The 14153-nt window shown below is 73.0% G+C and carries 13 protein-coding genes; 3 read left to right on the top strand and 10 right to left on the bottom strand.

What is annotated here, in order from left to right:
• The first annotated feature begins 22 nt into the window (after positions 1 to 22).
• Positions 23 to 886, top strand: coding sequence for a LysR family transcriptional regulator (locus ASD48_RS34960; protein ID WP_057606107.1), 864 nt, complete (start codon positions 23 to 25; stop codon positions 884 to 886).
• 242 nt (positions 887 to 1128) lie between these two features.
• On the opposite strand, the gene ASD48_RS34955 is transcribed toward ASD48_RS34960, so the two are convergent.
• The 3 genes from ASD48_RS34955 to ASD48_RS34945 are packed head-to-tail and all read right to left on the bottom strand — an operon-like array spanning position 1129 to position 4111.
• Positions 1129 to 1830: a hypothetical protein gene (locus tag ASD48_RS34955; protein WP_063887535.1), complete on the bottom strand. Its 702-nt coding sequence runs from the start codon at positions 1828 to 1830 to the stop codon at positions 1129 to 1131.
• The gene (locus ASD48_RS34950) at positions 1827 to 3422 is read right to left on the bottom strand and encodes a HAMP domain-containing sensor histidine kinase (RefSeq protein ID WP_242432822.1); all 1596 of its coding nucleotides are present in this window, start codon (positions 3420 to 3422) and stop codon (positions 1827 to 1829) included. Before ASD48_RS34950 ends, ASD48_RS34955 begins: the two co-directional genes overlap by 4 nt.
• Positions 3419 to 4111, bottom strand: coding sequence for a response regulator transcription factor (locus tag ASD48_RS34945; protein WP_057605879.1), 693 nt, complete (start codon positions 4109 to 4111; stop codon positions 3419 to 3421). The genes ASD48_RS34950 and ASD48_RS34945 overlap by 4 nt, the downstream gene beginning before the upstream one ends.
• Positions 4112 to 4251: 140 nt before the next feature.
• On the opposite strand from ASD48_RS34945, the gene ASD48_RS34940 reads away from it, so the two are divergent.
• A complete protein-coding gene (locus ASD48_RS34940) occupies positions 4252 to 5271 on the top strand; it encodes a DUF3152 domain-containing protein (protein WP_242432821.1) in 1020 nt (339 codons plus the stop codon).
• A 114-nt stretch (positions 5272 to 5385) separates the two neighbouring features.
• On the opposite strand, the gene ASD48_RS34935 is transcribed toward ASD48_RS34940, so the two are convergent.
• The 3 genes from ASD48_RS34935 to ASD48_RS34925 are packed head-to-tail and all read right to left on the bottom strand — an operon-like array spanning position 5386 to position 8395.
• On the bottom strand, positions 5386 to 6660 hold the full coding sequence (locus ASD48_RS34935) for an extracellular solute-binding protein (protein ID WP_057605878.1): 1275 nt from the start codon (positions 6658 to 6660) through the stop codon (positions 5386 to 5388).
• The gene (locus ASD48_RS34930) at positions 6660 to 7493 is read right to left on the bottom strand and encodes a carbohydrate ABC transporter permease (RefSeq protein WP_057605877.1); all 834 of its coding nucleotides are present in this window, start codon (positions 7491 to 7493) and stop codon (positions 6660 to 6662) included. Before ASD48_RS34930 ends, ASD48_RS34935 begins: the two co-directional genes overlap by 1 nt.
• A complete protein-coding gene (locus tag ASD48_RS34925; protein WP_242432820.1) occupies positions 7490 to 8395 on the bottom strand; it encodes a sugar ABC transporter permease in 906 nt (301 codons plus the stop codon). The genes ASD48_RS34930 and ASD48_RS34925 overlap by 4 nt, the downstream gene beginning before the upstream one ends.
• A gap of 206 nt (positions 8396 to 8601) precedes the next feature.
• Here ASD48_RS34925 and ASD48_RS34920 point away from each other — a divergent pair, with 206 nt between their 5' ends.
• Positions 8602 to 9465: an aminoglycoside phosphotransferase family protein gene (locus ASD48_RS34920; RefSeq protein WP_057605875.1), complete on the top strand. Its 864-nt coding sequence runs from the start codon at positions 8602 to 8604 to the stop codon at positions 9463 to 9465.
• 168 nt (positions 9466 to 9633) lie between these two features.
• On the opposite strand, the gene ASD48_RS34915 is transcribed toward ASD48_RS34920, so the two are convergent.
• From ASD48_RS34915 to ASD48_RS34900, 4 genes are all read right to left on the bottom strand, one after another.
• Positions 9634 to 10356, bottom strand: a complete 723-nt coding sequence (locus tag ASD48_RS34915) for a 3'-5' exonuclease (protein WP_057605874.1) — start codon at positions 10354 to 10356, stop codon at positions 9634 to 9636.
• 109 nt (positions 10357 to 10465) lie between these two features.
• Positions 10466 to 11734, bottom strand: coding sequence for an SAV2148 family HEPN domain-containing protein (locus tag ASD48_RS34910; RefSeq protein ID WP_079074162.1), 1269 nt, complete (start codon positions 11732 to 11734; stop codon positions 10466 to 10468).
• Positions 11735 to 11805: 71 nt separating this feature from the next.
• The gene (locus ASD48_RS34905) at positions 11806 to 13152 is read right to left on the bottom strand and encodes a copper amine oxidase (protein WP_057605872.1); all 1347 of its coding nucleotides are present in this window, start codon (positions 13150 to 13152) and stop codon (positions 11806 to 11808) included.
• A 100-nt stretch (positions 13153 to 13252) separates the two neighbouring features.
• The gene (locus tag ASD48_RS34900) at positions 13253 to 14074 is read right to left on the bottom strand and encodes a hypothetical protein (RefSeq protein WP_057605871.1); all 822 of its coding nucleotides are present in this window, start codon (positions 14072 to 14074) and stop codon (positions 13253 to 13255) included.
• Between the last annotated feature and the right edge of the window lie 79 nt (positions 14075 to 14153).

Below are 14153 nucleotides of genomic sequence, written 5' to 3'. Positions count from 1 at the left end.
TATCACTGCGTACGCTGTGGACGTGGACGCCTTGGAAACACGCGAGTTGAGGTACTTCGTGGCCGTCGCCGAGGAACTGCACTTCGGCCGCGCCGCCGAGCGTCTCGGCATGTCCCAGCCGCCGCTGTCCCGGGCGATCCAGCAGCTCGAACGACGCCTCGGCGTACGCCTGCTGGAACGCGACCGCCGCGGCGTCTCCCTGACCGGCGCCGGAGAGGTGCTGCTGCACGAGGGCCGCGCGGCTCTCGAGGCGACCAGCGCCGCCGCGCGCCGCACCCGTCGCGCCGGCGGCGCCGACCGTCCGGGCGGTCCCCGCAACCGCCTGGTGCTGGCGGTGAAGGCCGCCGCGGCGCACGAACTGCTGCGCAAGCTCCTCGCCGCCTACGCGGCCGAGCCCGACGCCGCCGAGATCGAGGTGCTGCCGAGCGGCATGTGCGAGCAGGCCGAACTGCTGCGCGACGGCCGGGCCGATGTGGCGCTCATGCACGCGCCGTTCAACTCCCTCACCGGGTTCGACAGCGAGGAGCTGATGTCGGAGGAGCAGATCGCGATCCTGCCCGCCGGTCATCCCCTCGCCACGCGCGCGGCTCTGTCCCTGGCCGACATCAGCGACATCCCCGGTCTTCCGCTCGCCCGCTGGCCCCGCCACGGCACGTACCCGCCCGGCCCGGGCCCCGAGATCCACGACCAGACGCAGCTGGCCCAGCTGATCGCCCTCGGACGCACCGTGGCCGTCCTCCCGGACTCCGCCCGCTCCTGGCTGTGGGCCGAGCACGCCGCCGTCCCCCTGACCGACGCGCCCCTCGTCGTCACCCACATCGCCTGGCCCGCGCACAGCCGCTCCGTCGCCCTCGCCGGTCTGATCCGCACGGCCACCCGGCTGTGACCTCCCCCGGGGGCGTCACCGAGGCGCGCCCGGCGAAGCCACGGAGCCCGGGCGTCAAGCGCCGGACAGGTGCTCGACCGAGGAAGTCGTGGAAGGCCCGGTCGGCGCGGGTGGTGTCGCCGGTGGCGTCGAGGTCCATGAGGAGACCACGGATGACGGCGATCCGGGGCCTGCCGGCCTACGACGGCCGGCCAATCGGCGGGCTGCCGCGCGGCCGTGTCCGCGCCGCTTTCCGGCGAGTCCTACCGGCGCGTCGAAGGCGCGGACGCGGTCGGCGACCCGGCCTGTGTGGTGAGGCCGGCCGGACAGCGCTCGTCGGTCCCCTCGACGCTCCGCCCGCGCGCGTTCGTCACCTTCACGGTCACGGTCCCGACGCCGACGCCGGTGCCGGTGTCGGCGGTGCGCTGCGCCTCCGCTGCCGTGCAGATCAGCTGCGCCACCGCGAGATCGCTCAACTCGTCGGTGACATACCGCAGGTGGATCGACACGACGTCGCTTCGCGCGTTCACCGACACGGCGGCCGACGCCGCGGCCTCGGCGGCGGAACCGCCGGACGGACCGACGGTGGGAGCCAGGCTCGCGGTAGGAGCCATGCTCGCGGTGGAAGGCACGGCGACGGTGGAGGGCACGCTCGCCGCGGGCGTCGGGCCGGAGGTCGCGGCGGCCGTCAGCGGGGGCAGCAGCGTGGTCAGTCGCTGCAGCCGTTCCGTGTCCGTCGGACCGTCGAGCAGGTTCATCACCGCCGACTCGGCGTCTACCGCGCCGGCGGGTCTGCGGGGCACCGCGACCAGGGAACCGTTTTCGACGAAATAGACCCGCAGCATCGGCACGAGCCCGCGCGCGGGTCCGCCCGCCTCCACCACGCCGGTCGCCGGAATGCCGCAGGAGACCAGCGTCCACAGGGCCGGGACGCACAGCAGTACGGCTCGGCGTACGGCCCTCATGCCCACTCCCCCCATGCCCGCTCCTCCCGCGTCCGCTCGCCCGGCGCCCGGTCCCGTGTCGGCTCGTCCGGCGCCCGGTCCCGTGTCGGCTCGTCCGGCGTCGGCTCGTCCCGCCGCAGCGGGAGGTCCACCGTGAAGGCGGCGCCGCCCTCCGGCCGGTTCGCCGCCCGGACCGTGCCGCCGTGCATCCGGACGTTCTCCTCGGTGATCGCCAGTCCCAGTCCGCTGCCCTCGGTCCGGGACCGGGCGGCGTCCGACTTGTAGAAGCGTTCGAAGACATGGGGAAGCACGTCGTCCGGGATCCCGGGCCCGCTGTCCAGCACCTCGATGACGGCCCGCCGTCCGGCGCCGGGCCCCTCGCCCGCGCCGCCGCCCTCGCGCAGGCTCAGCCGCACCGGACGGGAACCGTGCCGCAGGGCGTTGCCGACGAGGTTGGCGACGACGACGTCGAGGCGGCGCGGGTCGACGCGTGCGCGCAGCGCGTCCGGCTCCGGCAGGCGGGCCTCCACCGTGCCGGTCCAGCCGCGGGCGGCGAGGGTGCGCCGCAGGGACTCGGCGAGGTCGATCTCGTCCAGGTGCAGCACGGCCGCGCCCGCGTCGAACCGGGAGATCTCCATCAGGTCGTCCACGAGCCGGGCCAGTTTCACGGTCTCCTCGCTGATCAGGCGGACCGCGGTGGCGGTGTCCGGGTCGAGGCCGGCGGCATCCTCGTCGAGAACGTCGGTGACGGCCGACATGGCCGCCAGCGGGGTGCGCAGCTCGTGCGAGACGTCCGCGGCGAAACGCCGGGCCCTGGCCTCCATGCCGCGCAGTTCGGCGACCGACTCCTCCAGGGCGGCGGCCGTCTCGTTGAACGTGTGCGACAGCTCGGCGAGTTCGTCGGAGCCGTCGACGGCGAGGCGGGTGTCCAGTCGGCCCTCGGCGATGCTGCGGGTGGCGTGGCGCAGCGCGCGCACCGGTCGCAGCACCCCGCGGGCGGCGAGCAGCGCGAGCAGGACGGCGAGGGCCAGGGCGGGGACGGCGGCCCGCTCCACGGCGGTCACCAGGGCGTCCACGTAAGCCTGTTCGGTGGTCTGCGGCACCGTCAGGAACACCTGGAGGCCGGACAGGGGCCAGCCGCTCGACGCGGTGGAGGTGAAGCCGACCGACATGCCGACGACGAGTGCGGTGTGGTCCGCGCGGTTCACCCGCTGGAAGACGGTGGCCGACCGGGAGTCCACCGCCTCGCGCAGGGCGGGCGTCAGCTCCTCGAACGGGTCGTCGGGAACGGACGTGGCCTGCAGCCCCCGGTAGACGACCAGCACGCGCCAGGAGCCCGACGGATCGGCGCCGGCCACCTCGGCGGCGAACCGGCGCAGTTCGTCCCGGCCGGCGGGCAGGACGAGCTCGGGGGCGAGCCGGGTGACGTGGGTGCGCAGCAGCTCGATCACGGCGTCCTGGCTCTGCTGGAGCACGCCGGTGCGCGCCTCCCGGAAGGTGAGCGCGCCGGTGGTGGTGGCGGTGACGGCGGCGACCAGCGCGAACGCCACCACCAGCCGCACGCGCAGACCACGCAGTCGGTGCGTCCCGACCCGGAGTCCCAGGGGCCTCACCGGGAGGCGAACCGGTAGCCGAAGCCGCGCACGGTGTGGATGTGGCGGGGCTCGCGCGGGGGTTCGCCCAGTTTGGCGCGCAGTCGTTTGACGCAGGCGTCCACCAGGCGCGCGTCGCCGTGGTAGCTGTGCTGCCAGACCGCCTCGAGGAGTTGCTGGCGGCTGAACACCTGGCCGGGCGAGGCCGACAGGGTCAGCAGCAGGCGCAGTTCGGAGGGGGCGAGGGCGACCGGCTCCCCCTGCCGGGTGACCGAGAGTCCGGCCCGGTCCACGGCCAGGTCGCCGTAGGTGTCGATCTTCGGTATGCCGCCGTCGGCGGGCGCGCCGGCCGCCCGTCGCAGGAGGGCGCGGATCCGGGCCTGGAGCACCCGGGCCGGCACGGGCTTGACCACGTAGTCGTCGGCGCCGGCTTCGAGGCCGACAACGATGTCCTCGTCGTCGCCCCGGGCGGTCGCCATGATGATCGGCAGTGTCTGGTCCAGGTCACGCATCCTGCGGCAGACGTCCAGGCCGGTCATGCCGGGCAGCATCAGGTCCAGCACCACCACGTCGGGCCGGAAGGACCGCAGCCGGTCCAGGCCGTCCTCCCCGGTCCCGGCGGCGGCGACCTCGTGGCCCTGACGGCGCAGCGCGAGGGCGACGCCGTCCCGCACGGCGCGGTCGTCCTCGATCAGCAGAACTCGTGACATGGGCTCAGTATCCGTACACGGTGGGCCCGTTCGGAGAACTGTTACCGGATGATCACATGAAACGGAACTGAATGAGTCGTTATCATTTTGTTATCGTCTGGGCCAGATCCGATCACATGGCGATCACAATCTGAACAACCATGACCGCGCACAAAGCAACTCCCTCCTCCGCCCGTCGCCGTCGGGGCGGCCCCGCGCATGCCTCCGGCCGACGCGTGCGGAAGGGTTCGGTGTGGGGCGGAACGGCGGCACTGGCCGTGCTGGGCGCCGCCGGTTTCGCGGCCGCGGGCTGGACGTCCGCCGACGCGGGCGGGGCCTCGGCCGGGGGCCGCGCCACGGTGTCCGCCGAGCCGGGCGGAGCCGGGGGGTCCGACCACGCGCCCACCGGGCCGACGGCCGGTTCCGGGGCAACAGCAGGCACCTCGGGCAGTCCGTCGGCCGGTTCGTCGGGCAGCCCGTCCCCCGGTGCTCCGTCCGCCGGTTCGTCGGGCACTCCGTCCGGCGGTTCGTCCGGTGGCTCGTCCGACGGTGCTTCCGGCGGCGCGTCGGGCGGAGCCTCGGGCGGTGCGACCGCCGGGACGTCCGGGCCGGACATCCCGGCCTCGGGTCCGGGCACCTTCACCACGGCCCCCGGCTCCAGCGCCAAGGTGGGCAGGGGCACGGCCCTGCGCTACCGGGTCGACGTCGAGGACGGACTCTCCCTGTCCGCCGCGGTGGTGGCCCGGCAGGTGGAGATCATCCTGGGCGACCGGCGCGGCTGGACGGCGGACGGTCACTCGGCGTTCCAGCGGGTCTCCGGCGGCACCACCGACTTCGTCGTACGGGTCGCGACACCCGGCACCGTGGACAAGATCTGCGGGCAGTACGGACTGGACACCGGCGGCGAGGTCAACTGCAACGTGGCCGACAACGTCATGGTCAACCTCAGGCGCTGGCTGCTGGCCACCCCCGTCTACGCCAAGGACGTCACCGCCTATCGCGCGCTGATCGTCAATCACGAGGTCGGCCACTTCCTGGGGCACGGCCACGTCGGCTGTCCCGGTCCGGGCAGGCCCGCCCCGGCGATGATGCAGCAGATCAAGGGCATGGACGGCTGTGCCCCCAACGTCTGGCCGTACGACGAGCAGGGACGGCAGGTCACCGGTCCCGCCGTGCCCTGAACCGGCCGCTCACCCCCGTCCGCAGCGCGCCTTCACCGCCTGCGGCGCGCCTTCACCGCCGGGAGCCCGCCGCCGCGTCGGCGTCACCTCGGGGAGCCCGCCGCCGCGTCGGCGTCACCTCTGGTAGCGCGCCAGCACCAGATTGCCGTCCTCCTCGAGCCGCTCGCGCAGTTCGCCCAGCCCGATCGCCCCGCTGTAGTACTCCTGGAACGCGGGGGTGGCGACCTTGTCCTTCCACTCGGCATAACCACGGACGGACTGGGCGGGCGCCGGGCGCAGGTGTGCGGCCAGGGCGGTGCCGGTCGCCCAGTCGTCCTTCGTCGTGTGCAGGGCCGGGTCGGCGAGGGCCCGCGTGCCGGTCGGCAGCATCCAGTCGCCCAGCGCGAGGCGCACCATGTTCCTCGGCCGGAGCAGGAAGTCGATGAACGCGACCGCCTCCTTCTTGTGCGGGCTGTCCTCGGCGACGGACAGCGTCTGCGGGCTGACCCCCTGGGCCAGTCCCTCGGCGCCCGCCGGGGCGGGCAGCACCTGCCAGTCGAATCCCTCGGGCGCCTGCTGCACGATCTGCTGACGGTAGGAGAAGCCGAGCGGGACCATCGCGTACCGGCCGCCGAAGAACCCCGGCAGAGTGTCCGAGCCGCCGCTGCCCAGTGTCGTGGGCGAGGCGCTGCGGTCGGTGCCGACCTGGTCGTGGACGGTGCGCGGTACGACCTCGTCGCCGGCCTCGAAGCGGACGGTGACCTTGCCGTCCGCTCCCCGGTGGAAGAGCTGTCCGCCCGTCGACAGGGAGAGGTTGAGGGTGGCGGAGACGGGCTCCTTCAGCGGCCAGGCCACGCCGTACCTGCCGTCGCCGCTGAGCCGCTCGGTGATCCGCCGGAACTCCGCCCAGCTCCAGGGGTGCTCGGGGGTCGGGAGGCGTACCCCGGAGCGCTTCAGCCAGGTCGCGTTGGCGACGAGGACGCGCGGCTCCTGGAGGAACGGCACGCCGTAGACGCCGTCGCCGAAGGTCGTCGTCTCCCAACTGCGCCGCGGGATGTCCGACATGAGACGGGCGGGCAGCAGACCGCTCAGGTCGGCGAGGTAGCCGCCGTAGGCGAAGTCCGCGAGGTCGTCGGAGGCGTCGTGGACGATGTCGGGGGCCTCGCCGCCCTCGAAGGAGGTGAGCAGCTGATCGTGGACGCTCGACCAACTGCCCTGCACGTACTCGACCTTGACGTCGGTGTGGGTGGCGTTCCACTCCTTCACCAGGTCCTTGTTGGCCTGGACGGACTCCTCCTGCCAGGCCAGGGACTGGAAGCGGAGGGTGACGGGACCGTCGTCGCCCCCGCCGTCGGCCGTGCAGCCCGCGAGGAGCAGCAGGGCGGCCACGATCAGTGCCCGGATCCGCATCAGCTCTTCACCGCCCCGGCGAGCATGCCGCCCGTGATCCGGCGCTGGACGAGCGCGAAGACGACCAGCGAGGGGAGGGTCGCGAGGAAGGCGGCGGCGGCCAGGGGGCCCAGGTCCGCGACGCCCTCCGTGCCGATGAAGTGGGTCAGGACGACCGGCAGGGTCTGCTTCTCCGGCGTCTTCAGCAGCACCAGCGCGAAGAAGAACTCGTTCCACGCCGTGACGAACGCGAACAGCCCCGTCGCCACGAGGCCGGGAGCGAGCAGCGGCGCCGTCACCGAGACCAGTGTCCGCAGCCGCCCGGCGCCGTCGATCGCGGCCGCCTCCTCCAGCTCGACGGGAACGGCCCGGACGTATCCGACGAGCATCCACAGCGCGAAGGGCAGCGACCACACCACGTACACCATCACCAGCCCCGGCACGGAGTCGATCAGCCGCAGGTTCTTCAGCACCAGGAACAGCGGGATGATCACCAGCACGAACGGGAAGGCCTGGCTGACCACCACCCAGCCGGAGGCGGCCCGCGCGAGCCGGGTGCGCTGCCGCGCCATGACGTACGCCATCGGTGTGGCGAGGACGACGGCGATCAGGGCGGCGCTCACCGCCGCGGTCAGGGAGTTGAAGGCGGCGTGCAGCAGGGGCTGTTCGTCGAACGCCTGGCGGAAGTTGGCCAGGGTGGGGTGCTTCGGGATCCAGGTGGGGTGCAGGCTGCCCAGTTCACGCGCGGGCTTGAAGGCGACGGAGAGCAGCCAGAGGAAGGGGAAGACGAGGAAGACGAGGTAGCCGAGCAGGGCCGTGTACTGGGCGGCCCGGGCCGCGGGGCGGGTCCTCACGCGTCGTCACCTCCGCTGATCCGGCCCACCAGGAACAGGGCAAGGAACACCGAGATCACCGCGACCATCACACATCCCATCGCCGCCGCGTAGCCGAACTGGCCGTAGCGGAAGGCCTCTTCGTAGGCGAAGAGCATGGGCAGCCGGGTGCGGCCGCCGGGTCCGCCGTTGGTCAGCACATAGACCAGGGCGAAGGAGTTGAAGTTCCAGATGAAGTTGAGGGCCGTGACGGCGAGGGCGACGGGCCGCAGGGCGGGCCAGGTGACCGTCCGAAAGCGGCGCCAGGAGCCCGCGCCGTCCACCGCGGCCGCCTCGTGCAGTTCCCTCGGGGTGTTCTGGAGGCCGGCGAGCAGGGCGACCGTCGTCTGCGGCATGCCCGCCCACACGCCCACGACGATCACTGCGGGCAGGGCGGTCGCCAGCCCGCTGAGCCAGTCCCGGCCGTCGCCCCAACCCAGGTCGCGCAGGGTCTCGTTGAGGATGCCGGCGTCCGGGTTGTAGACGAGCCGCCACATGACGCCGACCACGACCTCGGGCATCGCCCAGGGGATGATCGCGAGGGCGCGGGCCAGCCAGCGCAGCCGCAGGTCCTCGTTCAGGAGCAGGGCCAGGCCGAGGGCGAGCAGGAACTGCGGGACGGTCACGCCCACCGCCCAGACCAGGCCGATCCGGAACGACTCCCAGAACAGCGTGTCGTGCAGCAGGTCGGAGAAGTTGAGGACGCCGATCCAGCGGGTGGGCGCGGTGCGGCCCGACTGGGCGTCGGTGAACGCCAGCAGGATCCCGTACAGCAGCGGACCGACGCTCAGGACCAGCACGGGGATCAGGGCGGGGAGGACGAGGAACCACGCGCCGTGGCGCGTGGTGCCGCGCGGCGGGCCGGTGCCGGACGTGCGTCGCACGGTCCGTCTCTTCTCGGTCGCCAACGACACCGGATCGGCCCCCTTCCCGCGGCTGTGACGGGCCCCGCCATGGTCGTGAAGGTGCTGTACCCCGTCAAGAGACCGTGCGCACGACCCGATCTGTGCGAATGCGACACTGGCCGTCGGATGGCCGGATCGCGACGCCGCCCGGCAGGGCCGGGCGGCGCACCACACGGAGGCGGACGATGGACGAGGCACGGGCGCGGGACGTACTGGGCGCGGCGGACGTACTGCCGGGCCCGGTGGCGGACGCGCGGCTCCTCGCCCTGGGCGAGAACGCGGTGTTCGCCGCCGGTGACCTGGTGGTGAAGGTGGGCCGTGACGCCGAACTCCTCGGCCGGGCCCGGCGCGAGCTGGAGGTCGCCGCCTGGCTGGCCGGGGCGGGTGTCCCGGCGGTGCGGGCCGCCGAGCCGGAGCCGCTGCTCGTCGAGGGGCATCCGGTGACCCTGTGGCACCGGCTGCCCGACCCCGTGCGCCCGGCCGGCCCACGGGATCTGGCCGGACTCCTGCGTCTCGTGCACGCCCTGCCCACCCCCGGCTTCGGTCTGCCCGCGCGTGATCTGCTGTCGGGCGTCGAGCGCTGGCTGCGGCTCGCGGGCGACGCGATCGACCCGGCGGACGCGGCCTATCTGCGCGAGCGCCGCGACGGCTTCGCCACGGCCGCCGCCGCGCTCACCCCGCACCTGCCGCCCGGCCCGATCCACGGCGACGCGCTGCCCCGCAATGTGCACATCGGGCCCGACGGCCCGGTCCTGGTCGACCTGGAGACCGTCTCGGCCGATCTGCGCGAGCACGACCTGGTGGTCATGGCGCTCTCCCGCGACCGGTACGGGCTGCCCGCCGCGTCCTACGACGCCTTCACCGAGGCCTACGGCTGGGATGTGCGGGAGTGGGCGGGCTGCGCGGTCCTGCGGGGCGCCCGCGAGACCGCGAGCTGCGCCTGGGTCGCTCAGCACGCGCCCGCCGACCCCAAGGCGCTGGTGGAGTTCCGGCGCCGGGTGGCGTCGCTGCGGGACGGGGACGAGGCGGTGCGGTGGTATCCGTTCTGATCCGGGTGCTGCGGGCGTGGCGGGCGGCCGCCCGGCTCGGCAAGGACGGCTCTCCGTCCGAGAGTCCCCCGTCCGAGAGTCCCCCGTCCGACAGTTCCCCGTCCGACAGTTCCCCGTCCGACGGCAGGTGAAGGCGGTCGGGCCGGGGTGGGCGGGGCCGCGGGAGCGTCAGACGGTCTTCTCCGCCGGCTCCCGCACCGGCCAGGCGCCGTCGATCACCGCGTCCGTTTCTCCCTTGCGGCGCAGGAAGCTCTGGAAGTCCGCCGCCCACTCGGCGTACCACTCGATCTGGCGGCGGTGCAGCTCCGCCGGGCCGAGGGCCGCGACCTTGGGGTGGCGGCCGGCTATCGCGCGGGCCAGGCGGGCCGCCGCGAGGGCGTCGGCCGAGGCGTCGTGCGCGGAGTCGAGGCGCACGCCGTACTCGGCGCAGACCGCCTCGAGGTTGCGCTTGCCGCGCCGGTAGCGGTCGACCGAGCGGTCGATGGTGTACGGGTCGACGACCGGCGCCGGGTCCAGGCCGCCCAGCCGGTCGCGCAGCGAGGGCAGGCCGTGGCGGCGCAGTTCGGCGGAGAGCAGGGTCAGGTCGAAGGCGGCGTTGTAGGCGACGACCGGGACACCGGTGCGCCAGTAGCCCGCGAGGACGTCGGCTATCGCGTCCGCGACCCGGTCGGCGGGGGCGCCTTCGCCGGCGGCCCGCTCGTTGCTGATCCCGTGCACCGCGACGGCGTCCGCCGGGATCTCCACGCCCGGGTCCGCCAGCCATTCGCGGTGTCCCAGGACCTGCCCGTCCCTGACCTCGATCACGGCTGCCGTGACGATGCGCGCCTCGCGCGGGTCCGTCCCGGTCGTCTCCAGGTCGAAGCCGACAAGCAGCTCCCGGTACCAGGCCATGGTGGCCCCCCTTCTTGGTGGTGCTTTCCCCCAGTGGTCTCCACCCTCGCATGCACCACTGACAATCAGAGGATCGCGTTCCGCTTGCCCGCCGGCCGAAACGGCTGATTCAGGACACCGGGCGCGAGTCGGCCCAGGCCAACTCGAACTCCTCGCGATATGCGGAGAAAAGTCCGCCGTCGTCCACCTCGCCCGACTTGACCACCCGGTTGCCGTTGCGCAGCACCAGCACCGGCGCCTCCATGCCGCGCATCCGCCGCAGGTAGGACTGGATCACCGCGATGCCGTCGGTGCCGTCGCCGTCGACCAGGTAGGCGGTGAAGCGCGGCGTCTCGTCGTACACCTGGATCTGGAAGGCGCCCGGGTCGCGCAGCCGGGCCCGGACGCGGCGCATGTGCAGGATGTTCATCTCCACCGCGCGGCTCAGCTCGCCCCGCTTCATCCCGAGTTCGCGCTCGCGGCGCTTGACCGCGCTGGAGGCCGGGTTGAGGAACAGCAGCCGGACGCGGGCGCCGGCCTCGGCGAGGCGGACCAGGCGGCGGCCGGAGAAGTTCTGCACGAGCAGGTTGAGGCCGATGCCGATGGCGTCGAGGCGGCGGGCGCCGTCGAAGATGTCCTCGGCGGGGAACCGGCGCAGCAGCCGGACCCGGTCGGAGTGGACGGCGACCACGTCCGCGTACCGGTCGCCGACGAGGTCCTCGACGGCGTCGACGCGCAGCCGGCGGGCCGAGGGCACGTCGCCGCTGGTGCCCAGCATCTCCAGCAGGCGCGCGGAGGCCCGCTCGGCCTGGCCGAGGACGGCCTCGGACAGGGCCCGGTTGCGGGAGACGACGTTGCGGGTCACCTCCAGCTCGTCCAGGGCCAGTTCGACGTCCCGGCGGTCGTCGAAGTACGGCTCGAAGCACGGCCAGTGCTGCACCATCAGCTCGCGCAGCTGCGGCAGCGTGAGGAAGGAGATGACGTTGTCGTCGGCCGGGTCCAGCAAGTAGCCCTTGCGGCGGCTGACTTCGCGTACGGCGACCGCGCGCTGCACCCACTCCTGGCCGGCCGGTCCGGCCGCGGCGACCACCCACTCGTCGCCGTGGACGGGTTCGTAGATGGGCCGCAGCACGGCGGCCACGACGGCGCGCAGCCGCTGTTCCACGAGGTTCAGCCAGATGTAGGCCCGGCCGGCCCGCTGGGCGCGGGTGCGTACCTCGCGCCAGGCTTCGGCGTCCCAGTCCAGCTCCGGTCCGATGGCGTTCGTCTCCATCGGCCGGGCCAGGGACACCGTGCCGGGCGGGACGTCTGCGGAGCCCCCCTCGTGACCCTCGTCACCAGGGGGCAGCTCCAGCCCTCCCGAGCCCACCCGCGCACCGCCTTCCGCTCCCCCGAGCATCCCCGTCCCAACGATCAAGGAAGGGTACTCCGGGAGCGGCGGGCGGTGCAGCCGGATGGACAGGTCGTTTCTCAACTACCGCTGTTCGACTGTCCGTTCTGTCCCGCCAGGGCGGAAGGAGTGAGCGGATTCATAGCGGTGACGTCCCGGGGGACGAGGGAGAAGCCCTGCCAGTGGACCGGCATGGGCTGCTGGTCCTCGTCCCGGGCGATGTGGTGGAAGCCCACGTTCACCCAGGTCACGGGGTGGGTGAGGGTCTGGCCGTTCACCCACTTGTCGACGGAGGTGCCGTGCAGGGGGCTTCCGCAGTCGCGGAGGTTGTTGCTGGCGTACTGCTCGCACTGGTTGTACTGGGTGAAGTAGACGTCGTGCTGGGTGAACTTGCGCCCGGAGTACTTGGTGGTGGCGCCGGGGACGAGCTCGTAGGAGCGGGCGTGGCCGTCCTTGTTCTTGCCGGTCGCGCTGACCACCCGCCACCAGCGCATGTTCTGGGCGTCACCGGCGAGTTCCTTGGTGACGGGCGTGCGGGTGGTCTTGGCGGTCGGGCCCTGCTGGCCGCCCGCGGGCGGGCTGACCACCGAGTCGTACTGCTCCACCTTGGTGGCCGAGGAGCCGTCGAGGCCGAAGTCCAGCCGCCAGAAGACGTTGTGGCTGTGGCTGGTGGCGTAGGACTTGGCGCCCTTGCCTATCGGCCAGCCGCGGCCGTCGCCCGCGTCGTAGTCGAACGGCGAGAGGCTGCCGGTGGCGCCGACGTTCATGTTGACGGCGCCGTCGTCGGAGAAGCGCCACTCGGTGATGTACTCGTACCAGCCGACCTTGTTGACGGTGTAGATCAGCAGGTCCTTGCCCTGGGCCTGGAAGACCTTGTTGCCGGTGTCGGACTGCATGCGGTAGGCGTGGCCGCGCGAACGGGTCGTGGTGCACAGGCCCTTGACGTTCGGGTTCTCCGAGAAGGACTCCGGGACCTTCACCGTCCTGATGGTGCCGCCGGGGCACTCGGCGGGCGCCATGTTGACCAGGCCCGAGCCGAAGTTGTAGTCGGTGATGTCGTTGTACTCGTTCTTGCCGTCGTCGTACGGCACGTGGATCTGGGCGATCTTGGCGCTGTTGAGGACCCTGATCGGCTTGGCCTCGCCGGGCGGCTGGTAGGAGACCTTCTCCAGCACCAGGCCGGACTTGGCCTCGAAGCGCCAGCACATGCGCCAGGTCGTGCCGGTGGCGAGCTTCTGTTCGATGCGGTAGGCGGCGCTGCAGTCGGCGGCCGCCGCGGGGGCCGCCTTCGGCTGGGCGGCGGCCGGACCGGCTCCGGCGGCCGCGCCGGTGGCCAGCGCGGCCACGCAGAGGCCGACTGCCGCGCCCCTGCGGGCACGGCCGGCGCCCTGCGGCCGGAGGCCGTCGATCAGATTCGGAACACGCATGAGGACATGACTCCCTTTGCCTCCCGCTCCGGGAAGCAGGTCGGAAAACGGACGTGGAGGTGGGCCTGCTACGGCTTCGGCCGGTCAGCCGGTCAGCCGGTCAGCCGGTCAGCCGGGCGACCTTGCGGGTGCTGAGGTCGATCACCAGGGACCGGGCGTCGATCCACGGGCCGTTCCTGACCTTCGGCAGCAGCCGGACGCAGCGGTGTTCCCCGCACTTGTCGAGGACGGTGGGCTCGGCGCCCGGCACCGCCCGGTAGATCATGGAGGCGAGCTGCAGCTGGTCCGGGGAGGTGAGCTGTTTGCCGGTGGCGTCCTTGAAGTCGGCCTTCAGACCCGCGCCGAGCGGGTCGGCGATCAGCAGGCTCGCCGCCTCGGTCTGCTCGGCGGTGCTGAGCGGCGGCTGGACGCCGTGCTGGGTGCCGGTGCCCTCGACCTTGCCGGTGTCGAGGTTGACGGTCTTGGTTACGAGGGCGTCGTCCTTGTAGTCGTAGAACGACACCACCGCGCGCCGGGGCGCGTCGGGGTCGTCCACCTCGTCGGCCGCGGGCTCGGCGAGGTCCACGCCGAGGCGCTGCGGGCCGCGGTCGCCGTCCACGTCCTGACTCGCGTTGAACTGCTGCCGGCTGAGCGCGAGCCTCTCGACGCGCGTGATCTCGTCGTCGGTGAGCGGGTCGCGGCCCTCGCCCTTCGTGCCCTCGGCGGGCGCCTCCTCGACGACACCGGGCTGTACCGCGGCCGCCGCGTCGCCCTGCGACTGTCCGGCCGACTGCCGGGTGCTCTGCCCGTCCTTGCCGCCTCCCGTGTCGTCCGCCCCCGCCGTACCCGGCAGGGTGATCCCCACCATCACGGCCGTCGCGGCCACCGCGATGGCCGTACCCGCCACCACCTTGCCCAGGTGGCGGCGCACTGTCGTACGCACAAATTCCCCCTACTCCCCCTGTTGCCCGGGAGTACGTTTCTGCCCCGCTGGTTCGGCACAGGACGTGGGTCACCTGTCG

It is taken from the genome of Streptomyces sp. Root1310, from assembly GCF_001426425.1.
Lineage (GTDB): Bacteria > Actinomycetota > Actinomycetes > Streptomycetales > Streptomycetaceae > Streptomyces.
This window is presented reverse-complemented; position numbering and strand designations above follow the sequence as displayed.